The sequence below is a fragment of the Pseudoalteromonas sp. BSi20439 genome (assembly GCF_000241165.1).
Classification (GTDB): Bacteria; Pseudomonadota; Gammaproteobacteria; order Enterobacterales; family Alteromonadaceae; genus Pseudoalteromonas.
In genome coordinates this window covers 1-23,745 of sequence record NZ_BADW01000033.1, presented here as the reverse complement: position 1 = coordinate 23,745, position 23,745 = coordinate 1, and the positions used below count along the sequence as shown (strand labels likewise).

General features: G+C 39.9%; 18 protein-coding genes. 11 read left to right on the top strand and 7 right to left on the bottom strand.

Features of this window, described 5'->3' with window-relative positions:
- The first annotated feature begins 93 nt into the window (after positions 1–93).
- Positions 94–1,293: a Bcr/CflA family efflux MFS transporter gene (locus tag P20439_RS02925; RefSeq protein ID WP_008113137.1), complete on the top strand. Its 1,200-nt coding sequence runs from the start codon at positions 94–96 to the stop codon at positions 1,291–1,293.
- A gap of 27 nt (positions 1,294–1,320) precedes the next feature.
- Here P20439_RS02925 and grpE read toward each other — a convergent pair whose 3' ends face one another.
- Together grpE and P20439_RS02915 are read right to left on the bottom strand one after the other, a co-directional pair.
- Positions 1,321–1,932 (bottom strand): nucleotide exchange factor GrpE, encoded by a 612-nt coding sequence (gene grpE / locus P20439_RS02920; RefSeq protein ID WP_008113139.1) that lies wholly within the window; start codon positions 1,930–1,932, stop codon positions 1,321–1,323.
- A 58-nt stretch (positions 1,933–1,990) separates the two neighbouring features.
- Entirely contained in the window at positions 1,991–2,956 is a 966-nt protein-coding gene (locus P20439_RS02915; protein ID WP_008113140.1) for a hypothetical protein, read from the bottom strand.
- Positions 2,957–3,123: 167 nt separating this feature from the next.
- On the opposite strand from P20439_RS02915, the gene nadK reads away from it, so the two are divergent.
- From nadK to P20439_RS02895, 4 genes are all read left to right on the top strand, one after another.
- Positions 3,124–4,008 carry an NAD(+) kinase gene (gene nadK, locus P20439_RS02910; protein WP_008464501.1) on the top strand — a complete coding sequence of 295 codons (885 nt, stop codon included), beginning with the start codon at positions 3,124–3,126 and terminating at the stop codon, positions 4,006–4,008.
- A gap of 75 nt (positions 4,009–4,083) precedes the next feature.
- Entirely contained in the window at positions 4,084–4,641 is a 558-nt protein-coding gene (locus P20439_RS02905) for a hypothetical protein (protein ID WP_008113145.1), read from the top strand.
- Positions 4,642–4,716: 75 nt separating this feature from the next.
- Positions 4,717–6,390 carry a DNA repair protein RecN gene (gene recN / locus P20439_RS02900; protein ID WP_008113147.1) on the top strand — a complete coding sequence of 558 codons (1,674 nt, stop codon included), beginning with the start codon at positions 4,717–4,719 and terminating at the stop codon, positions 6,388–6,390.
- 47 nt (positions 6,391–6,437) lie between these two features.
- Positions 6,438–6,755 carry a hypothetical protein gene (locus tag P20439_RS02895; protein WP_008113149.1) on the top strand — a complete coding sequence of 106 codons (318 nt, stop codon included), beginning with the start codon at positions 6,438–6,440 and terminating at the stop codon, positions 6,753–6,755.
- Positions 6,756–6,878: 123 nt separating this feature from the next.
- Here the strand turns inward: P20439_RS02895 and P20439_RS02890 are convergent, their stop codons facing one another.
- The 3 genes from P20439_RS02890 to P20439_RS02880 all read right to left on the bottom strand — a co-directional run bounded on the left by P20439_RS02890 (position 6,879) and on the right by P20439_RS02880 (position 14,209).
- Positions 6,879–8,294, bottom strand: a complete 1,416-nt coding sequence (locus tag P20439_RS02890; protein WP_008113151.1) for an FAD-dependent oxidoreductase — start codon at positions 8,292–8,294, stop codon at positions 6,879–6,881.
- 9 nt (positions 8,295–8,303) lie between these two features.
- Entirely contained in the window at positions 8,304–12,761 is a 4,458-nt protein-coding gene (gene gltB / locus P20439_RS02885) for a glutamate synthase large subunit (RefSeq protein ID WP_008113153.1), read from the bottom strand.
- A gap of 1,109 nt (positions 12,762–13,870) precedes the next feature.
- A complete protein-coding gene (locus P20439_RS02880) occupies positions 13,871–14,209 on the bottom strand; it encodes a Grx4 family monothiol glutaredoxin (protein WP_008113155.1) in 339 nt (112 codons plus the stop codon).
- A gap of 264 nt (positions 14,210–14,473) precedes the next feature.
- Here P20439_RS02880 and P20439_RS02875 point away from each other — a divergent pair, with 264 nt between their 5' ends.
- The 5 genes from P20439_RS02875 to P20439_RS02855 all read left to right on the top strand — a co-directional run bounded on the left by P20439_RS02875 (position 14,474) and on the right by P20439_RS02855 (position 20,923).
- Complete coding sequence (locus P20439_RS02875) at positions 14,474–15,055, top strand: superoxide dismutase (RefSeq protein ID WP_008113157.1); 582 nt, start codon at positions 14,474–14,476, stop codon at positions 15,053–15,055.
- A 210-nt stretch (positions 15,056–15,265) separates the two neighbouring features.
- Complete coding sequence (locus tag P20439_RS02870; RefSeq protein WP_008113158.1) at positions 15,266–17,188, top strand: PrkA family serine protein kinase; 1,923 nt, start codon at positions 15,266–15,268, stop codon at positions 17,186–17,188.
- A gap of 31 nt (positions 17,189–17,219) precedes the next feature.
- The gene (locus tag P20439_RS02865; RefSeq protein ID WP_008464498.1) at positions 17,220–18,503 is read left to right on the top strand and encodes a YeaH/YhbH family protein; all 1,284 of its coding nucleotides are present in this window, start codon (positions 17,220–17,222) and stop codon (positions 18,501–18,503) included.
- 18 nt (positions 18,504–18,521) lie between these two features.
- The gene (locus P20439_RS02860) at positions 18,522–20,036 is read left to right on the top strand and encodes a SpoVR family protein (protein ID WP_008113162.1); all 1,515 of its coding nucleotides are present in this window, start codon (positions 18,522–18,524) and stop codon (positions 20,034–20,036) included.
- A gap of 5 nt (positions 20,037–20,041) precedes the next feature.
- On the top strand, positions 20,042–20,923 hold the full coding sequence (locus P20439_RS02855) for a universal stress protein (protein ID WP_008464495.1): 882 nt from the start codon (positions 20,042–20,044) through the stop codon (positions 20,921–20,923).
- A gap of 10 nt (positions 20,924–20,933) precedes the next feature.
- On the opposite strand, the gene P20439_RS02850 is transcribed toward P20439_RS02855, so the two are convergent.
- A complete protein-coding gene (locus tag P20439_RS02850) occupies positions 20,934–21,905 on the bottom strand; it encodes a diguanylate cyclase (protein WP_008113166.1) in 972 nt (323 codons plus the stop codon).
- Positions 21,906–21,911: 6 nt separating this feature from the next.
- Complete coding sequence (locus P20439_RS02845; protein WP_008113168.1) at positions 21,912–22,916, bottom strand: response regulator; 1,005 nt, start codon at positions 22,914–22,916, stop codon at positions 21,912–21,914.
- Between the two features lie 211 nt (positions 22,917–23,127).
- On the opposite strand from P20439_RS02845, the gene tpx reads away from it, so the two are divergent.
- Positions 23,128–23,709, top strand: coding sequence for a thiol peroxidase (gene tpx / locus P20439_RS02840; RefSeq protein WP_008113169.1), 582 nt, complete (start codon positions 23,128–23,130; stop codon positions 23,707–23,709).
- Positions 23,710–23,745: the final 36 nt, after the last annotated feature.

Sequence of the window (23,745 nt, the reverse complement as noted above, 5' to 3'; positions counted from 1 at the left end):
ATTAAACAATTAAGTTAGCAGGCAAACTAAGTTTATCCAAGGCTATTGCCCTGCTATACTGCCCAACCTATATTCGTTGTTTTGAGTTTTTAAATGAGCGCTTCGGCTTCTTCTTTTAATACCCGTATTTTATTGCCTTTATTAGCCAGTATTGTCGCGATCACGCCTTTAGCCATTGATATGTATTTACCGGCGATGCTCGTGATTGCCAACGATCTCAATACCAGCATGCCAAATGTTCAAATCTCGTTGAGTATATACTTAGCGGGTTATGCATTGGGCATGTTGTTTTTTGGCCCCATAGCCGATCAAATTGGCAGGCGTAAACTGGCACGAATAGGACTCAGTTTATTTGGCTTAAGTTCACTGGCGTTAGCATTTACCACTGAAGTGCATACTTTTTGGGGGTTAAGAGCTGTACAGGCATTTACAGGCGCGGCCGCTACGGTTGTCGTCCCTGGGATCATTAGGCACATATATCAAAAAAATACTGCTAAAGGTATGTCGTACGTGTCTATGATCATGATGATAGCACCGTTACTTGCCCCCTCTATCGGCTCGGTTATTTTAGGCTTTTCGGTGTGGTCGACTATTTTTATTGTTTTAGCGACCTATAGCTTTGTTATTTTACTCTTTGTGCAACGTTATTTAATCGATATTCCAATATTTAAAAATGAGCGAAAAGGATTAGCATTATTCTTCTCAAGTTATAAAGTGGTATTAAGTAATACGCACGCCCGCGCCGATATTTTAAGCTCAATGTTTGTGTCGTTTGGCTTTTTTTGCTTTTTAACGTCCGTCCCTTATATTTACCTCGACCTATTTAAAGTATCAGAACAATTGTTTGGCCTGTTATTCGCTTTTAATGTAATGGCGTTGATGTTTGGTAATTTTTTAAATACTCGCGTAGTGCCACGTATTGGCTCACGAAAAATGCTTTATTATGGCTTAATGTGTGGCTTTATCTCTGGCGCAGCATTACTTAGCTTTAGCGTATTAAACTTGTCACTTTACTTTATTGTTGCGGCTATTGCTCCGTTGATGATGAGCCTAGGCATAATAGCAAGTAATGCAGATTCATTGATTTTGATGAAGTTTGAACAAAATACCGGAACTGCCACGGCGGTTATCGGCACCTTACGTTTTGGTAGTGGCGCATTAGTTGGCCCTATATTAGCGGTAATGCACGCACAAAGTGCGGTTCCATTTTCAAGTTTAATGTTCAGCGCAGTTGTACTCACTATCCTAGTGCAGTTAATACATTATTTTAAAGACAAAAAAAATGCCTCATAATGAGGCATTTTTAAATTGTATACTTAATTAAGCGTCAGCGGCTTTAGATACCATGACCATTGCAGGGCGTAATAAACGGCCGTTTAATGTGTAACCTTTTTGCATTACTGCTAAAACAGTATTTGGTGTTACATCGTTGCTTGGTTGGATTGACATTGCTTGATGAAAGTCTGGGTTAAACTGCTCACCTTGAGGGTTTACAATTTCAACACCAAATTTAGCTACCGCGTCGTTAAAGCTTTTCACTGTCATATCAATGCCTTCAAGTAAAGGCTTAAGCGTTTCATTTTCTTTATCAGAAAACTCAATAGCACGCTCTAAGTTATCTATAACAGGGAGTAATTCATTAGCAAACTTTTCTAGTGCAAATTTGTGTGCTTTTTCTACATCTTGTGCAGCGCGACGACGCATATTGTCCACATCTGCAGCAGCGCGAACTACGCTATCTTTTTGATCTGCAATAGTTTGCTTTGCAGTTTCAAGCTCGGCATATAACATAGCAATTTCTGCTTCAGGGCTTTGCTCTTGCTCAGCATGTTGTTCTGCTGCTTCAACTGCCGCCTCAACGTCAGCTTCCATTTGCGTCACTTCTTCGTTCAGTTCTACTTCTTGCTCTGGGTTTTGTGTCTGCTCAGACATAAAATATACGCTCCAATTCTTTACAACTGCGGTAATTATGGGGATTGAATAAAAAGATTCAAGAGCTCAATGGCTCTAATAATTTAAATTCTTGGATTATTTTCTCTAATTGCGCTGATTTTGGACAAATAACACAAAAGCGACTCTGATATTCTTGATTTTGAAAATACGGCACACTAATCACAATGAGTTCATCGCAGCTACTGAACGGTAAGTTTTCAGTATTGAGAATAGAGACCCCATTTTTAAAAGCGAGTTTATCTTCAACAAAATTTAAAAATGATACACCAATATTAAGGCTTTGCTCACAATCTATTTTTTTATAAAGGTAGTTTTCGCCAACAACGATACTGTTATCTGAGCCTAATTTTTGGCTTAGCTCACGGGTCCATTGAGTTAAAGAGTCATGACAATTACGCGGAGCCGTATTGGCCATTGCCTGCATTCGGTAGAGGCCTTCAATTAAAGATTGTTGACTAAAAACCGTATTGAGCCAAGTAGCAAATTCATAGCGTTGGCTATCGCTAGGGTCATGAGGCTTATTAATACAAATATTGTGGCTCTGCCCTGCTCTATCTAAGAGTAAAATAAGCCAGTTGTTTGCATCAAAGTCGAGCACTTCTACCCTAAATACCTGCTGTGTTCTAACCTGCGGTAGCCCCACACAACAGCATACTTGGTAACGTTGACTCAAGCCATGTGCTAGCTCAACCAATTGTGCCTGCTCAGGTTGCCAATAATTAGCAATATCATTGAGCGTAAAAAACTCATCAAACCAATAGTCAAACCCATCATTGGTTGGCACTCGGCCAGCCGATGTATGTGGTGAATACAACAAGCCTATTTTTTCAAGGCGCGCCATCGCGTTACGCACAGTGGCAGAGCATACCGCCATACCTTTTTGCTTTGCAATTTTTGTTGACGGCACAGGTAAGCCATCGCCATTACAGTACATACTCATAACAGCGGCAAATATTTGCTGATCTCGTGGGTTTAGTTTCATGTTATCTACATCTTTATGCATAGCTGTTATATCGGGGCTAAGTATTATTATTTCAAGTATAAAAAATACAATAAATCTAAATTTTACAGTGAATTAATTAAATCCGCTGGTTATTACTAAGATCTGTGTTTTCAAACACTTCTGTTTTAGGTTACTCTACAAATATTAGAACTCTCAGTGTATTTATTATGGACTCTCCCTTTAACACTATCGGCTTGATTGGTAAGCCAAATCATCCTAATGCTGCCGCTACTTTACAACGATTACATACGTTTTTATTAGCTTTAGGCTTTGAGGTGATTGTTGAAAAACGTACAGGGAGTCAACTTAGTGATGTACCGAGCGACAAACTCGTAAAGCTCGTTGATTTAGGCGAGCGTGCCGACTTGGCGATTGTGGTTGGAGGCGATGGCAACATGCTGGGTGCTGCACGGGTGCTTGCTCGCTTTGATATAGCCGTAATTGGTGTAAATAGGGGTAATTTAGGCTTTTTAACTGATTTGAATCCAGAAGGGTTTGAGGGTAGCTTAGAACAGGTACTCAGCGGCGATTACATTGAAGAAAAACGTTTTTTATTAGAAGTTGAAGTGTATCGTCATAACGAACTTAAAAGCGCTAATTCTGCAGTAAACGAAGCAGTGCTTCATGCTGATAAAGTAGCACATATGATTGAGTTTGAAGCCTTTATAAACGATGACTTTGTATTTTCTCAACGCTCCGATGGTTTGATTGTGTCGACTCCAACAGGCTCAACGGCATACTCTTTATCAGGCGGTGGGCCTATTTTAACACCAGAGCTTAATGCAATGTCACTGGTTCCGATGTTTCCACATACTTTATCAAGTCGCCCTTTAGTGGTGGATGCTGATAATGAAGTGCGTTTAAAGCTTAGTTTAGAAAATACTGATAGCTTACAAGTAAGCTGTGACAGCCATGTTGTACTCGCCGTATTACCGGGTGATGAGGTAGTTATACGTAAAGCTGACAAAAAATTACGCTTAATCCACCCAAAAAATTATTCTTATTATAATGTGCTACGTAAAAAGCTAAATTGGGGTAGCCGGTTATACTAATTTTATTGCCAAACATGCAACTTTAGCGCAAAATATCGGGCTAAAATTTTTAAATATCATCAGGAAAAAGTAGTAATGACTTATGTAGTGTTTCTTGCTTTATTATTATTAATTACTTTACTTGGCAGTTACTTGCTAATTGAGAGTAATCGAAAAAAAACCATTGAAGCAAAGAAAAAACTGTTTAACGAGCGCGTAGCAAGTACTCAATCACGTTTAAAAATAAAACTAAACGAATTACTTGATGCAAATGTCATCAGTGCTAAGCACCTTCCTCGAATTCAAGCAGTTGTAAGTAACTTTTTCGTGGTACAGCCTCACACCGATGAAAATTTAGTTAAGTTGGAATCGTTATGTGACCAACTTATTAACATACTTAACGAAGAGCTTATAAAAACCTATAAAAGTAATAATAGCCAAGCATTTGCCGACAGCACTCAATATTTTATAGCAGAGTTGCCAGCTCAAGGTATTTTATACAATAAAAATTTTTACCAAGAAGTCCTTCCTACGTTAATCTTAAAGTTGAAAACTGAAGACCACATACAACCAGTTGATAATATTGAGCTTAACGATGAAACCCTCCCTATTGATGAAGAAAAAAAAACACTAATTGAGTCCAGCCTTGCTTAAAATATAGAAATTTAATTTGCAATAAACCAAAACACTGTATAAATTAACAGTTAATTCACTGGATGGATGAACAGTATGTTAATTGGTTTAGAAATTAAAAATTTTGCAATTGTAAGTAATTTAAGCACTGAATGGCATTCGGGCATGACCGCTATTACCGGTGAAACGGGTGCGGGTAAATCAATCGCTATTGATGCGTTATCATTGTGCCTTGGAGAACGAGCAGAGGCTTCAGCTGTGCGCCCAGGCACTGATAAAGCCGAGGTAAGTGCGCAATTTGATTTAAGCAATTTGCCACACGCCCATGCATTTCTAGAAGAGAACATGCTTAATAATGACGATAACGAATGTCTACTTCGTAGAGTTGTTTGCAAGAATGGCCGCAGCAAAAGCTACATTAATGGTAGCCCTGTCACCGCTGCACAGCTAAAAGAACTAGGCCAATATTTAATTTCTATACACGGTCAACATGCACACCAGCATCTATTAAAAGCAGAGCATCAATTACAGCTACTGGATGCTTACGCCGGGCACCAAAATCTAGTTAATGCTGTAAGCCAACGCTATAAACGTTATGCTGATTTACAAAAAGAATTTAAACAACTAGAACACCAACAACAACAACAAGCTGCGCAAAAACAATTATTAGAATATCAAGTGGCTGAGCTTGATGAATTTGCGTTGCAAGCTGGTGAGTTTGAACAAATAGAAGCAGAGCATTATAAGCTCAGTAACAGCCAAACTATTTTGCAATCTTGTCAGCGCGAGCTACAACATTTATACGAAAGTGATGAGCAAAATGCGTGCTCTCTTTTACAACACAGCGCACAACAATTTAATGAACTTGCACATTATGATGAAACCCTGGCCAATGTAGCAGCATTACTGACAGAAGCAGCGGTTCAAGTTGAAGAAGCAAGCAGAGAAATACGCAATTATACTGAACAAGCTGACTTAGATCCTACTCGCTTAACGGAAGTAGAAAACAGACTCAGCGGCGCTATGGATTTAGCAAGAAAACACCATATAAAGCCACAAGAGCTCGTTGAGTTTCATCAAAATGTAACACAAGAACTAGACTCTATAAGCAGTAATAGTTCGCGCCTCGAACAGCTTGAAGGTGAAATTGCAGATGCTCTTGAAGATTATCAAACGGCTAGTGAGGAATTAAGTGCTAGTCGTCATCAATACGCCAACACGCTAAATGGCTTGATCAGCGAAAGTATGGCTAACTTATCCATGGAAAATGGCGTATTTGAAATAGCTCTTACAGCACATACCGATCGCTCTCCAAACAGCTTAGGTTTTGATAATGTATCGTTTTTAGTATCAACAAACCCAGGGCAACCATTACAACCTTTAGCAAAAGTAGCCTCTGGTGGTGAGTTATCACGTATTAGTTTGGCTATTCAAGTTATTATTGCCCAAAAAGTAACGACTCCAACACTTATATTTGATGAAGTAGATGTCGGTATTTCTGGCCCTACAGCTGCTGCAGTTGGTAAACTGCTGCGCCAATTAGGTAAATCGACACAGGTAATTTGTGTAACCCATTTACCGCAAGTGGCCAGTAGCGCTCATCAGCAATTTTTTGTTGCCAAAGAAATTGCAGACGGTGAAACGTTTACTCATATGCTGGCATTAAATAAAGATGGCAGGGTTAATGAAATTGCGCGTTTGCTGGGTGGTGACAACATTAGCAAAACAGCTAAAGCAAATGCGAAAGAGCTTATAAAAGCGCACGGATAAAATTATACATTTATAGTGCGTTACCTTGATACGGTGAGGATACCTTGATGCAAACAACGGTCATTTATTTTGGCTTAGCAATTAACTGGCTACTACTTATAGTTAGTGTACTTTTAGCAATGTTTAGCAAGTTTAAACACACACAATTTAAACAAGGATTATATCGTTTTTTAAATGTGGCATTAATTGTACATATTGTTATTGCTGTTATGTTAGTTTTTAGCAGCACAGCTATTACTGGCTTAATAACACTTAGTTTGTTGGTTATTGCCCTACAGCTTGTTTGTAACGTTATCTGCTATAAAAGTGTGAAACGTCGACAAGCCAGAGTGAAACCGAGCCTTGATCACTTCTCGATGGATTAACTAACATAGCGTTTAAAAATGCCCGCAACCTGTGTATTGCGGGCATTTTTATTTGTAAAACTGAGGGAATAAAAAAGCAAACCCGAAGGTTTGCTTTTGACTCCATTCTAACAAAAGAATTATTTACACTTTTAAATAATCCATAATGCCTTCTGCAGCATTACGCCCCTCAAATATAGCAGTAACCACTAAGTCTGAACCACGAACAATATCACCACCAGCAAATATTTTAGGATTAGTGGTTTGATGTGTAAATTCACCTTGCTCAGGTGCATTAATACCGCCCCAGTGGTTAATTTCTACATCGTACTGTTCTAACCAGTCCATTTTATGTGGCTTAAAACCAAATGCCATAATCACTTGTGTGGCTTCAATAATGTGCTCTGATCCGGGGACTTCTTCAGCACGACGGCGGCCGTTTTCATCTGCCTCGCCAAGCTGAGTTTTTACCATTTTAACGCCGGCTACAGCACCTTTGTCATCAAGTACAATCCCTTTAGGCTGAACGTTATAAGTAAAAATTACGCCCTCTTCTTTTGCATTTTTTACTTCGCGTTTTGAACCAGGCATGTTCTCTTCATCACGACGATAAGCACACGTTACTTTTAACGCATTATGGCGAATAGAAGTACGCACACAGTCCATTGCTGTATCACCACCACCTAGTACCACTACTTTTTGGTTTGCCATATCAATGCAGGCTTGTTTAGACTCATCGTAACCCATAACACGATTAGTGTTACCAATTAAGAATGGCAGGGCATCATGCACCCCCGGTGCATCTTCGTTCTCAAGCCCTGCACGCATACTTTGATAAGTCCCCACTCCCAAAAATACAGCGTCATACTCATTAAGAATTTCATCCATGCTAATGTCTTTACCTACTTCGACATTAAGTTTAAATTCAACACCCATTTCGGTAAATATTTCGCGACGTTTTTGCATGACTTCTTTTTCTAATTTAAAAGAAGGAATACCAAAGGTTAACAACCCACCAATTTCAGGGTGACGGTCAAATACCACAGGCTTTACGCCATTACGTACTAGAATATCAGCACAACCTAACCCTGCTGGCCCAGCACCAATAATAGCCACTTTTTTATCAGTCCATGTCACATAAGACATGTCTGGCTTCCAGCCCATTTTGAATGCGGTATCGGTGATATATTTTTCAATATTACCGATTGTTACCGCTCCAAACTCTTCATCTAACGTACATGAGCCTTCGCATAAGCGGTCTTGTGGGCATACTCTTCCACACACCTCTGGCAAACTGTTAGTACGGTGCGAAAGCTCAGCGGCCTCTAAAATGCGCCCTGTACGGATCAGTTTTAACCATTGTGGAATATAGTTATGTACTGGACATTTCCACTCACAATAAGGGTTACCGCAATCAAGGCAGCGATCTGCCTGTGAATTAACTTGGTTTTCTGAAAAGGGTTCATAAATTTCTATGAACGATTTTTTACGCGACGAGATTGGTTTCTTGCGTGGGTCTACACGCTGCACGTCTATAAATTGATATACATTTTCGCTCATACTGCCCCCTTATTGCGCTTGAACACGTAGTTCGGCGCTACTGCGAGCGCGATGCCCGAGTAAACTTTTTACGTCACTTGATTTAGGTTTTACTAATTTGAACATCGGTAAATAAAGTTCAAAGTTAGCTAAAATAGTTTCTGCTCTGCATGAGCCTGTTAGCTCTAAATGGTCAGCAATTAAGCCGCGTAAATGCTCTTGATGTGAACTCAAATCATCTAAAGTAACCACTTCAACCAACTCTGGGTTAATGCGTTTCTCAAAATCACCTCGTTCATCTAAAATATAAGCAAAACCACCGGTCATACCTGCACCAAAGTTAACTCCTACATTACCAAGTACACATACCACACCACCTGTCATATATTCACAACCATTATCACCAACACCTTCAACAACAGCTTGCACACCCGAATTACGCACAGCAAAACGCTCACCAGCACATCCGGCTGCAAACAATTTACCGCCTGTGGCACCATATAAACAGGTATTACCTACGATGGTTGCTTTGTGACTTTCAAATGACGAACCCAGTGGTGGGCGAACGACTAGCTTACCGCCAGCCATCCCTTTACCAACGTAATCGTTGGCATCACCAACTAAAGTCATTTCAAGGCCGCCAGCATTCCATACCCCGAATGACTGGCCAGCTGTACCATGAAGTTCAATCACCACTGGATCTGCTGCCATACCTTGATTACCGTGCTTATCAGCAATATAACCAGAAAGCATTGCGCCAACAGATCTATCGGTATTACATATACGACTCACTAATGAAATGCCGCTTGAATTATCAATTGCCTCTTTTGCCTTGCCTAGCAAGCTCTCATTTAACTCACCTAAATAGTGCGAGCTATTTGGTGCACTGCAAAACAGTGTTTCACCCGTTGGGTTGTTCGGCTGAGCGATAACCGCTGATAAATCTATTTTTTGCTGTTTGGCTGTTTTGCCTTCAATGGCTTCGAGTAAATCTAAGCGACCAATCAAATCGGTTAGGTTTGCAACACCTAAACTTGCCATAATTTCACGAGCTTCTTGAGCTATAAACTTAAAGTAGTTCATCGCCATTTCTGGTAAGCCGTGATAATGCTTTTGGCGCAGTGTATCGTCTTGGGTTGCCACACCAGTAGCACAGTTATTTAAGTGACAAATTCGTAAGTATTTACAGCCTAACGCCACCATAGGTCCGGTACCAAAACCAAAACTTTCAGCGCCTAAAATAGCTGCTTTGATGATATCAAGACCGGTTTTTAAACCACCATCTGTTTGCAGGCGGATACGATGACGAAGGCCGTTTTCTACTAATGCTTGTTGCGTTTCAGCAAGGCCAAGCTCCCATGGGCTGCCAGCATATTTAACCGAGGTTAAGGGGCTTGCACCTGTGCCACCATCGTAGCCTGAAATAGTAATTAAATCGGCATACGCTTTTGCAACACCGGTTGCAATTGTGCCAACGCCCGGTTCAGACACCAGTTTTACTGAAATCAGTGCATTCGGGTTTACTTGTTTTAAATCAAAAATCAGCTGGGCTAAATCTTCAATAGAGTAAATATCATGATGCGGTGGCGGTGAAATTAGTGTCACGCCTGGTACCGAGTAACGAAGCTTGGCAATATAGGGCGTTACTTTTTCACCTGGTAACTGCCCGCCTTCGCCCGGCTTAGCGCCTTGAGCCACTTTTATTTGAATGACATCCGCACTGCGTAAATAATGAGGTGTTACACCAAATCGACCTGAGGCCACTTGTTTAATCCGTGAATTTTTTTCTGTACCGTAACGAAGTTTATCTTCGCCACCTTCGCCAGAATTTGAGCAACCACCTAAACGGTTCATAGCAATGGCTAGTGCTTCATGCGCCTCTGGTGATAATGCACCAATACTCATCGCTGCAGAATCAAAACGTTTATAAAGCTCAGCGGCAGGCTCTACCTCATCAATGCTTATACCCTTTTCTGGCAGTTTTAAAGCCAACATATCGCGCAAAGTCGCGACTGGACGGTGATTAACTAGCTTTGCGTATTCGCTGTAATCACTATACTCGCCGCTACGTACTGCTTTTTGTAACGTTTGAATCACATCAGGGTTGTAAGCATGATACTCGCCGCCGTGAACGTATTTAAATAAACCGCCATGGCTTAATAATTTACGTTTACTAAGCGCCAGTTTATGCAAGCTTTGCTGATCGTCATCGAAGTCGCTAAAACACGCCCCTTTTATGCGACTTGCAACGCCCTTAAAACACATCTCAACAATCGCGTCCGATAAGCCAACCGCTTCAAACAACATCGAACAACGATATGAAGCCACGGTGCTAATACCCATTTTCGACATGATTTTGTACAAGCCTTTATTAATTGCTTGACGATAAGCCAGTGTCACTTCGCAGTATGACTTATTAATTACCTTACTATCGCTCATGGCCACAAGTGACTCATACGCTAAATACGGGTAGATTGCGGTTGCACCAAAGCCAAGTAGAACCGCAAATTGATGCGCGTCACGAACGCTGCCGGTTTCAATAATGATGTTAGACTCACAGCGTAAGTTATTATCTACCAAGCGTTTTTGTACCGCACCCACCGCCATAGCTGCAGGAATAGGTAATTGATTGTCATCAAAGTTACGATCCGTTAATACCAGCATAATGCAGCCAGATGCGGCTTTTGCTTGTGCTTCATCACAGATGCGCTTAACCGCATTCTCAAGGCCTTCTTCTACGGTGTAAGTAATATCAATCTTACAATAGCTGTAGTGCGCTTCATCGGCGTTAAGTAGCTGCTGCATATCAGCGTACATTAAAATAGGCGTATCAAATTGCAGGCGTTTAGCGTGCCCTGTTGTTTCATTAAATACGTTTTGCTCACTACCAATACACGTTGCCAACGACATTACATGGTTTTCACGTAACGGATCAATTGGCGGATTAGTAACCTGAGCAAACTTTTGACGGAAATAATCATAAAGTGAACGGTGCCCTTCGCTTAGGACGGCAAACGGCGTATCGTCACCCATTGAGCCAGTGGCTTCTTGCCCATTTTCACCCATGACACGAATGACGCTGTCTAGCTCTTCATTAGTATAGCCAAACATCTTTTGGTATTTGACTAGAGTTGCATCATCGAATGAGCGATTACCTGCATCTTGCTCAGTCAGTGCTTCAAAAGGTGTTAAGCGTTTAACGTTTTCTTCTAACCACGATTTATAAGGGTGGCGTGATTTTAAGTCTTGGTCAATTTCATCTGAATGCCAAATTTTTCCGAGTTTGGTATCAATAACCAGTAGCTCGCCTGGGCCAACACGTCCTTTTTCTACCACCTCGTCAGCGGTGTAATCCCAAATTCCCACCTCAGAAGCTAAAGTAATAAAACCATCTTGAGTAATAATATAACGCGCTGGACGTAAACCATTTCGGTCTAGGTTACAGGCTGCAAAGCGCCCATCAGACATAACAATGCCTGCAGGGCCATCCCACGGTTCCATATGCATAGAATTAAAATCATAGAACGCACGTAAGTCGTCATCCATAGCTCGATTTTTTTGCCATGCTGGCGGCACTAGCATGCGCATCGCACGGAATAAATCCATACCACCAGCTAAAAATAGCTCCAGCATATTATCGAGGCTAGATGAGTCAGACCCTGTCTCATTAACAAACGGCGCTGCGCTTTGTAAATCAGGAATAAGTGGCGAAGCAAATTTATAAGAACGGGCACGTGCCCATTGGCGATTACCTTCAATAGTATTAATTTCACCATTGTGCGCTAAATAACGAAATGGTTGCGCTAAAGGCCAGCGAGGCTGTGTGTTTGTAGAGAAGCGTTGATGAAAAACACAAATAGCACTGGTCATGCGAATATCCGCAAGATCAAGGTAAAAATTAGGCAAGTCAGCAGGCATCATTAAGCCTTTATATATTGTGACTAGCCCAGATAAACTCGCAATATAAAATGATTCATCGTCCATTAGGCGCTTTTCTGCACGACGACGTGCAACATACAAGCGGCGTTCTAAATCTTTAGAACGCCAACCTTCTGGCGCACTAATAAAAATTTGTTCAAAACCTGGCAATTGTTTTAGAGCAATAGGTCCTAACATTGATGGATCAGTTGGAACCACACGCCAGCCCAAAATATTTAGCGTTTCTTTTTCTAGTTCTTCGCTTAAAACATCTTTGGCTGCTTGTGCTAGTACCGGATCAGCATTGAGGAAAATCATCCCAACGGCGTAATTTTTACCTAAATGCCAATTATTCTCGGCAGCAATAGCCCGAAAGAAGCTGTCTGGTTTTTGTAATAACAAGCCACAACCATCACCCGTTTTACCATCAGCAGAAATACCACCGCGGTGCTGCATGCGATCTAAACCGGTGATCGCCGTACGAATGAGTCGGTGACTCGCTTGGTTATTAACTTGGGCTATTAAGCCAAAGCCACAATTATCTTTTTCTAGTTTTGAGTCATATAACATGGACCCCTCCCCTTGCTGCGCTGTTAACGTTGATGAACGGCTCGACGATTTGCTAACAGACGAACAAAATTAGCGTTATTCCACCCTTGAGTCAATATTTTTATGAATACATATTCATTATATTGAATATATTTCAACTTAATTAAAAATCATAAAATAATGCCAACCATTAACATTTGCATAGATATCGAATCGAAAAATAGATTGACACCGGTGTTATTTTTAAAAACTTGTAAACAAAAAGCATGCACGACTAGCAGTTTACGTAAACGTAAGGTGAGCCAAAAATGAATAACTATTCATTAGGTGCTATTTCCTCTTTTGTGCTGTATTAGTAATTCATCTGAACACGACATTTAATTACAGCGGCTTCTATTAGCGCATAGTTTATTCAATAGATTTAAACGCTCCCCTCATGTTATGCATTAATTAACAACTTGCTTTGCTTTACGTTGAGGTAACCTCATCCCATAGACAAATCAAAAAAGTGCCCGCAGCGGACACTTTTTATGTCCGCGGACATGTAAAACAAAAAGGATAAAATTAAAAACCGAATAAATTCAATAAGATAAAAAATGGCATGCTATTCGATTACAGCATAACTATATAAATTTTGAGGATGTTCGAATGTTTACTATTGGCTTATTTTTAATTTCACTGATCAGTATTTGCTTTGCCAACGGTGTGATTTGTTATTTTAATAAGCATTAGCGTTAAAGCTGCCAGGTAATAAAAGACAGCCAACATAAAATACTCAAGTTATAAAAACTAACCTTTGTAATAAAAGCTGAACCCTGCTTGTTATTTTTATCGACTTAAATGCTTTATACGAATGGCTTGTAATTAAAATCAAAGTGGAGGTGTTAATTGTGTTAATTGATAAAGTAAGCATACAAATTAGGACTCTTGCTAACTAGCAGTTTACCTTTGATATTGCTGATGATGAGACGTTTTTATAAAATATTATTCGAGCAGCTCACTAGATTAAACTCCGGTTTATCTTTAAAGAGAGTTTATTTAGGGCTTTAGAGAATGAGTTTATGCATTCAAAAATTAGAAGCTTAAATACAAAAAAAGCTGCAAATTGCAGCTTTTTTTAACCTAAACGCTTATTCAGCGTCTGCAGGTTTATGCTTTGCAGCTGTTTCAGTGATCAACGGTTGTAATTCACCACGTTGAAACATCTCAATGATAATGTCACAGCCACCAATTAACTCACCTTCAACCCAAAGTTGTGGGAAAGTAGGCCAGTTAGCGTAAGCAGGAAGCTCCGCACGAATGTCTGGATTAAGTAAAATATCTACATAAGCAAACGGTTCACCACACGACATTAACGCTTGTGATGCTTGTGAAGAAAAACCACAATTAGGCAGTTTTGGTGATCCTTTCATGTATAAGATGATTGGGTTTTCAGCAATTTGCTGTTTAATTTTATCGATGGTTTCCATTTACAACCTCAAAATGACGATAGCGAACACATTAGGCCTTGAAAAAGTTTCACTGTGGCCTCAGATATATAGATTAAAATAGGCAATTAAAGCCTCAATCTTAAATAGCTTTAGCAATAGCATTGCTGTTTGCTAAAACTTGAGTAAAATACTCAACAATTATAGTAACACTATATTCCTGTTTGGTATAGATAAGTGCCCTGTTTGTGCAGGCATTACGTATTACTAAATAGACTATCAACCAAAAGAAGATGGAGATAAAAAATGGCATTTGAACTACCGTCACTACCGTATGCAATTGATGCACTTGAGCCACATATTTCACAAGAAACGTTAGAGTTTCACCATGGTAAACACCACAACACTTATGTGACTAAACTTAACGGTTTAATTCCAGGCACTGAGTTTGAAGGTAAATCACTTGAAGAAATCGTTTGTTCTTCAGAAGGCGGTGTTTTCAACAACGCTGCTCAAATCTGGAACCACACTTTCTACTGGAACAGCCTATCTCCAAATGGCGGTGGCGCTCCAACAGGTGCAGTTGCTGATGCAATTAACGCGAAATGGGGCTCATTTGACGCATTTAAAGACGCGTTAAACGACAAAGCAGTAAATAACTTTGGTTCAAGCTGGACTTGGTTAGTTAAACTAGCTGATGGTTCACTAGACATCGTTAATACATCTAACGCTGCAACACCGTTAACAGATGCAGGTGTTACTCCAATCCTAACTGTGGATTTATGGGAACACGCATACTACATTGATTACCGTAACGTGCGTCCAGATTACCTTAAAGGTTTCTGGTCACTTGTTAACTGGGAATTCGCGAACGCTAACTTCGCATAATTAGTTTAATACTAGTTTTTAAAAAAGACGCTTAGGCGTCTTTTTTTATGCCTACAATTTGCATTAATCGCGTTTATACGTAGGTTGTTTTATAAAAGCGCATCATGATCATTTTTCATATAAATTTTTAATTTTATTGCACAATAAATTAAATTCGTGACTAGACTTTAAATAGTGAATACATTTTCCAAGTAGGTTTCGGAGGTCATTATGACTATTTTTGATCACTACCAAGCGCGTTATGAATCAACACAAGAAGAAGAGTACAGTGTTGCTGAATTTCTAGAAATTTGTAAAACCGATAAGTCTGCTTATGCCAGTGCACCTGAACGATTACTGATGGCCATTGGCGAGCCTAAAATGGTAGATACTGCTACCGATACTCGCTTAAGTCGCTTATTTTCGAACCGTGTTGTTGCACGTTACCCCGCATTTGCCGATTTTTATGGCATGGAAGACGCTATTGAACAAATTGTGTCTTATTTAAAACATGCTGCGCAAGGCTTAGAAGAGTGTAAACAAGTGCTTTATTTACTTGGCCCTGTTGGTGGCGGTAAGTCATCGATTGCTGAAAAATTAAAGTATTTAATGCAACAAGTGCCTATATACTCAATTAAAGGCTCTCCTGTTAATGACCATCCATTGGCATTATTTGACCCCATTGAAGATGCAAACCTGCTCGAAAAAGAATACGGAATTAAGTCTCGCTACCTGAAAACGGTAATGTCGCCATGGGCTGCAAAACGCTTACAAGAATTCAACGGTGATATTAGTCAGTTTAGAGTGGTAAAACGCTTCCCATCAATTTTAAATCAAGTGGCAATTGCCAAAACAGAACCTGGTGACGAAAACAACCAAGATATTTCTGCTCTTGTAGGTAAAGTAGATATTCGCCAGCTAGAACATTTTGCACAAAATGATCCTGATGCGTATGCCTATTCTGGCGCATTATGTTTGGCTAATCAGGGCTTAATGGAATTTGTGGAGATGTTTAAAGCACCGATAAAAGTGTTACATCCGCTTTTAACAGCTACCCAAGAAGGCAACTATAATGGCACAGAAGGCATAAGTGCCTTGCCATTTAGCGGCATGATACTCGCCCACTCCAACGAGTCAGAATGGCAAACTTTTAAAAACAATAAAAATAACGAAGCTTTTTTAGATCGTGTCTATATTGTTAAAGTCCCATATTGCTTAAGAGTAACTGAGGAAATTAAAATTTACGATAAGCTGATTGAGCACAGTGAATTATACAACGCTCCATGTGCGCCAGGAACACTTAAAATTTTAGCGCAGTTTACCACCCTATCACGATTAAAAGAGCCAGAGAATTCTAGCATTTACTCTAAAATGCGGGTCTACGATGGTGAAACACTCAAGGACACCGATCCAAAAGCTAAGTCATATCAAGAGTACCGCGATTACGCTGGTGTTGATGAAGGCATGACGGGTCTTTCGACACGTTTTGCGTTTAAGATTTTATCGCGCGTATTCAACTTTGACACCACCGAAGTGGCCGCCAACCCTGTACATTTGTTTTATGTGCTTGAGCAACAAATTGAACGTGAACAATTTAGCGCTGAGGTTGAAGAGCGCTATTTAAGCTTTTTAAAAGGCTATTTAATCCCACAATATGTTGAGTATATAGGTAAAGAGCTTCAAACCGCCTATCTAGAGTCATACTCAGAATACGGACAAAATATATTTGATCGCTATGTAATTTATGCTGATTTTTGGATTCAAGATCAAGAATACCGAGATCCTGATACCGGCCAACTATTTGACCGTGATGCGCTTAATGCTGAGCTCGAAAAAATTGAGAAACCTGCGGGCATCTCTAATCCTAAAGACTTTAGGAATGAGATTGTTAACTTTGTACTGCGTGCTCGCGCTCACAATAATGGTAAAAATCCGCTGTGGACGAGTTATGAAAAACTACGCACTGTTATTGAGAAAAAAATGTTCTCAAACACAGAGGACTTACTCCCAGTCATTTCATTTAATGCTAAAACGTCAGCTGAAGATCAGCAAAAGCATGAGGACTTTGTTAACCGTATGGTTGAAAAAGGCTATACCCAAAAACAAGTGCGCTTACTATCTGAGTGGTATTTACGGGTTAGAAAATCGCAATAACCTTCATAATTGCAGTTTTTAGGAGGTCATTATGGCGCATTTTATCGACAGGCGTTTAAATGGCAAAAATAAAAGTACGGTTAATCGCCAGCGTTTTATAAGGCGTTATAAAAAGCAAATTAAAGAAGCGGTGTCTGATGCGATAAACAAACGCAGCGTCACCGACTCAAGCTCTGGGGAGAGTATATCTATTCCGCAGCGTGATATTAGTGAGCCTACTTTTCATCAAGGCAAAGGTGGAAATAGAGAGCAAATACATCCAGGTAACGATCAGTTCTCTACTGGGGATAAAATAGAGCGACCTAAAGGTGGACAAGGCGGTGGTGCGGGCGAAGGCGAAGCGAGTGACTCTGGCGAAGGCCAAGATGATTTTGTTTTCTCTATTTCTAAAGATGAATACCTTGATTTGTTATTTGAAGACTTAGCGCTTCCTAATTTACAAGAGAACCAGCTCGATAAGCTCGTACAGATGAAAACGCATCGTGCTGGGTTTTGTAGTGATGGTATGCCTAGTAATATTGATGTTGTTCGATCGTTACAAGGCTCTTTAGCTCGTCGCATTGCGATGACGGCAGGTAAAAAACGCCGTCTTAGTGAGCTTGAAGGACAACTCGCATTGCTACTTGAGCAACCGCACTGCGACAAAGCTGCCGTGGCATTATTGCAAAAAGAAATCGACATACTCAAACAGCAAATTAAAACGGTGCCGTTTATTGATAACTATGATTTACGTTTTCGTAACTACAATAAGCAGCCGCACCCAACCAGTAAAGCGGTGATGTTTTGTATTATGGATGTATCTGGTTCAATGGATCAGGCCACCAAAGATATGGCTAAACGCTTTTATATTTTGCTTTATCAGTTTTTAACTCGCAGTTATAAAGACATTGAGGTTGTATACATTCGCCACCATACCCAAGCAAAAGAAGTTGATGAACAGGAATTTTTTTACTCTCAAGAAACAGGCGGTACTATCGTTTCAAGTGCACTTAAGCTGATGAACGAAATAATAGCAGAGCGCTATAATGCTGATGAATGGAATATATACGCCGCGCAGGCATCCGATGGCGATAATTGGGCAGATGACACCCCACAATGCGGGCATATTTTGCGAAACAAACTATTAAGCGCAGTGCGATATTTTGCTTATATAGAAATTACCACCCGCGCCCATCAGAGCTTATGGCGCGAGTATCAAAACATTAGTCAAACTCACAGTAATTTTGCCATCCAACATATACAAGGTGTTGAAGACATTTACCCTATATTTAGGGAGCTATTTAAAAAAGGCCGTCAACAGCAAGGGGCTGCATAGCCAAAGCGAGGTAGCAATATGAATAATAAGCGAATGAGTGATGGACCAGATTGGACCTTTGAATTACTTCAGCAATACCAAGACGAAATTGCGCGTGTTGCTGAGCATTACAAGCTAGATACCTACCCTAACCAAATTGAGGTGATCACCGCAGAGCAAATGATGGATGCTTATTCAAGCGTAGGCATGCCGATTGGTTATACTCACTGGTCTTATGGTAAAAAGTTTATTCAAACAGAGCAAAATTATAAACGCGGTCAAATGGGGCTTGCGTATGAAATTGTAATTAACTCAGACCCCTGTATTGCCTATTTAATGGAAGAAAATACTCTGCCGATGCAGGCGCTTGTGATGGCGCATGCGTGCTACGGACATAACTCTTTTTTTAAGGGGAATTATTTATTTAAAACCTGGACTGATGCGGGCTCAATAATTGATTATTTGTTGTTTGCTAAAAACTATATTAGCCGCTGTGAAGAAAAATACGGTATTTCTGAAGTAGAAAGCATACTTGACTCTTGCCATGCGTTAATGAGTTATGGTGTTGACAGATACAAACGTCCGCAGCGAATTTCGTTATTTGAAGAACAAAAACGTCAACAAGAACGTGCTGAGTACTTACAATCACAAGTTAATGAGCTGTGGCGTACTATTCCCTCTCAGCAGCAAGAATCAAAAAAACGTGAGCGCCACTTTCCGCAAGAACCGCAGGAAAACATTCTGTATTTTATTGAAAAAAATGCCCCTTTACTTGAGTCATGGCAGCGAGAAATTGTACGTATCGTGCGAAAAATATCGCAGTACTTTTATCCGCAAAAACAAACACAGGTTATGAATGAAGGTTGGGCCACTTTTTGGCATTACACTATTTTGAACCACTTATATGATGAGGGAAAACTAACCGATTCATTTATGTTAGAGTTTTTACAAAGCCATACTAATGTTGTGTACCAACCTCCCTACAATAGCGATTATTATTCTGGCATAAACCCTTATGCGCTGGGTTTTAATATGATGGTAGATATACGTCGTATTTGCGAAAACCCAACTGAAGAAGACAAACGCTGGTTTCCTGAACATGCTGGCAGTGACTGGCTAGAGACCCTGCACTTTGCAATGCAAAACTTCAAAGATGAGAGTTTTATTAGCCAATTTTTATCACCTAAATTAATTAGAGACTTTAAATTGTTCACTATCGTCGACCACACCAGCAACCCACATTTAGAAATAGGCGCTATTCACGACGATAATGGCTACAAAGCGGTTAGAGAAGCGCTTTCTGCACAATATAACCTTAGTAATCATGAACCTAACATACAAGTTTACGATGTTGACTTACGAGGCGATCGCTCATTAACTCTACGATATATCCCTCATAATGCCATTCCACTGGCCAACTCCCATGGGGAGGTATTAAAACACCTTTACAGGCTATGGGGCTTTAAGGTAAAACTGGAACAGGAGTCAAATTCTGGCGAGATTTCAACCATTGGTCAATGCCCAATCGATGATTCACGCCATACAATAGAGTAAAAATAATGGATAGAAAAAAGCTGCTTGTACTAATTGATTCGGTTGAATTTGCAAAAACCTCTTTGCAACATGCGAAACAAAAGGCACTTCAAGGCGATAAGCATATTGATATTGTTGCCTTTAGCTTTGAAGAAACCAGTAACATTTTATTCTCTCTGTCACCAGAACAATTACTTGCGCTGCAAGATAAATGCCTTTCATCATTAAGAGCACAGTTGGAGCCACTCATTGCAGCGGAACTAGCCGGGTGCAGTTATACCTTTCAAACCGCATGGCATGAAGCCCCAGAACAATGGCTTAACGAAGATATTGACACCGATGATTATGAAATGGTGATAAAAACTCGCCATATCGATAGCGATAGCCAATTTAGCGAGCTTGATTGGCAACTTATTCGCTTTACACCCATCGCACTGTATCTGGCAGCAGATAACAAATGGCGCAAACATACCAACATACTCGCCGCACTTGATTTAGCCAGCGAAAAGCCTGCAAAACATAAACTTAATCAATCGATTGTTAAATATGGACTAGCGTATGCAGAGCGAACAGGTTGTGAATTTTATGCAGGCTACACTGTCTATATTTCCCCAATATTAAGAGATTTAGGCTTAGTTTTTTCTGAGGAACAGCTAGTAAACGCGTTTGAGAAACTACCGAAATCACAGCAAAATCTAATTACTGATAATAATTTACGCGATAAGCTTCACATTAAAGCAGGGTTACCCGAGCAGGTGATCCCAAGCTTAGCGGCTAAGTTTAATGCTGATTTAGTGATTATAGGTTCTGTAGGAAATGTTGGGATTAAAGCAAAGCTGATTGGTAATACTGCAGAGAAAATAATGCGTTTACTCAAAACTGATTTACTAATTTTACCTCCCAATTAAAAAATGATGCTTATGCATCATTTTTTATATCAGCGTATACCGACACTCTATTTCGTCCATTTTCTTTTGAGTGATAAAGTGCTTTATCTGCAGCTTCAATCCAACGTTCATGATCTTTAAATTCGTTGTCAAAGCAAGCAATACCCACACTAATAGCCATATGTACTGTATGCTCTTTGTATTTAGCGGGTGAGGTTTCAATTAATTGGCGTAAGCGCTCAGCAAATACAATCGCCCCTTGTTTATCGGTATCTAACAAAGTAACAACAAACTCTTCACCACCGTAGCGCCCAGCAATATCTGTTTCACGCAATGCAGTTCTCAGTAAACTCGCTATATGACGAAGTGCTTCATCTCCTGCACTGTGGCCAAAGTCATCGTTTACCTTTTTAAAGTGATCAATATCAAAAATTAATAACGAACAACAGCCTTCACTGCGCTTAGTACGTAAAAATTCTTGGTGCAACAAATGCTCCCAATGTCCTCGGTTTGCAAGCTGGGTAAGGCTGTCGGTTTGACTAACTCGCTCTAATTTTTTGTTTAACTCTTCAAGCTCTTTTTTGTTCACCGCAATATCAGTCACGTCGTAGAGAATAATGCAAATATGCGCCACTTCGCCTCGCGTGTCGGTCAGCGGGATAAATGTTGCGTTTTGATACATGTAATCTGCTTTACCAGTAATAGGTCGATAGTTTTTAAAGCGAAAAATATACGGCTGTTGTTCCCAAATAGTAAATGAGCGATTTTTTAATACAAACACGGATTCTGCTTTACTCTTGAACCATTTTTCATCAATGGCTGGGAATAGATCAAACAAGTCTTTATCTTTTACAGCACTGGGTAACAGCCCTGAATGATTTTCCATAAAGCCATTCCATACGCACACCTTGTAGTCTCTATCAAGCACTACAAGGCCTACATCAACCGTATTAAACATGTCCATTAACCAATGGATTTCATTTAAATCTAAATCAGCAGGCATAAATATTTAATCTTCCAGCAGATAGGCAACTTTATATTTTAAAGTTTTGAGTGAATCTTCAGTAAAGAGCAACATTAAATCACAACTAATATCATGATTTTCAATACCGTAACTAATTTCTATGGCGAGTGTTCGCTGCCAACGATCTTTATTTGATTTTACCAGCTCTGACACGTCACGATGCTGCCCCAATACAATTGGGTGGCCTTGAGAGAAAGTCATATCAAGCTGCTTTGAAAAACCAGTTAAAATAGCACCTATCAGAATATTACTAATATCCATTAACAGCTCTAACTCAACCTTATCGTTAAGTTCACCGTCGTAATTCATTAAAGATGCAATTTCTTTAAAACTAGAGTCGTTTAGTAGCAGTAGCGCCTCACCAGAGACACCGCCCCCAATAAAACCTTGGCAGATGCCCGATGTAGTGCTGCTGTTGTCAACTGAACGCAACGCCATATCGAGTTCGCTAACTTCTAAAACATTTACATTAGGTATAGGTAATTTAACGAACACATTGAGCAGTCTTGCAAGTAGGTCTCCCGCTTGCCCCATAGCAACATTAGTGAGTTCTTGGTAGACGTCACGTACATCAGGGTCAACTTGCTCACCAAGCGCATTGGAGAGCCGCTCTCGTAACGCTTTATCTTTAATACCATGGTGTTCAATGATGGCGGCGAGCTTTTCGGAGGAACATGGCTTTTGAATAAAATCTATTGCGCCAAGTTCAAGTACACGTTGATGCGCACTCGGTTGAATGTCGCCAGATACCACTACAGTTAATACATTGAGTCCCTGCTCTTTCATGGCCGTTAACACTTCATAACCATCCATTTCTGGCATATTTAAGTCAAGGAAAAGAATTTCAGGGGGAGATTTAGTGAGCTGTTTTATGCAGTCGACACCATCATATGCAAATTCAACTTTTATATCCCAATCATCGGGTAAGGAGCGAGCCAACTGACGTCGTGCTAATTTTGAATCATCACATATTAAAACCGATGTTGACATACAATCTCACTATTTTAAAACGGGGTGTAATTTTAAGCGTATAAAACAAGCCACAGATACATAAAACAATACCTATTTCTTATATATAGTAATCAATGTATTGCTTATTTACAATTTTAGGCAAAATAAAGCTAGGATTATTCTGCTTGGTTACTTATCTACATTATAATACACTCACAACTATTACGTTAATTTAAAAGGAAAAAATTCCATGCGTCGTACATTAGCTTTTGCATTAAGCCTATTTTGCTGTGCCAGTTTTGCCGCAGACTTACCAGAAAATACACTCGATGCAGGAAAAGTAACCGCACAAGGTAAGCCAGTGACATTATTAGGTAAAGGCCTTATCGTTGGTGAAGATGCCCCTAATTTTAAAGTAGTTAATGACAGTTTTACTGCAGTTACGTTAGAAGATTATAAAGGTCAAGCAGTATTAATTAGTGTTGTTCCAAGCTTAGATACCGGTATTTGTAGCTTACAAACTAAGCACTTTAATGAAAAAGTCGCCCAGCAATTTCCTGGTGTAGCCATGCTCACCATTAGTGCCGATTTACCGTTTGCGCAAAAGCGTTTTTGTAAGGCCGAAAATATCGATAAAGTGACGACGCTTTCTGATTCTGTATGGCGTGATTTTGGCCAAAAGTATGGCTTAATAATTAAAGATATGGGCTTACTTACCCGCGCGGTGTTTATTTTAGATAAAAGCCATAAAGTTATTTATAAGCAATTAGTTAGTAGTTTATCAACTGAGCCTGAATACGATAGCGTTATTGAAAAGCTTAAAACGCTTTAAGGGTCGAATTTCGAATAATAAAAAAACCGCTATGAA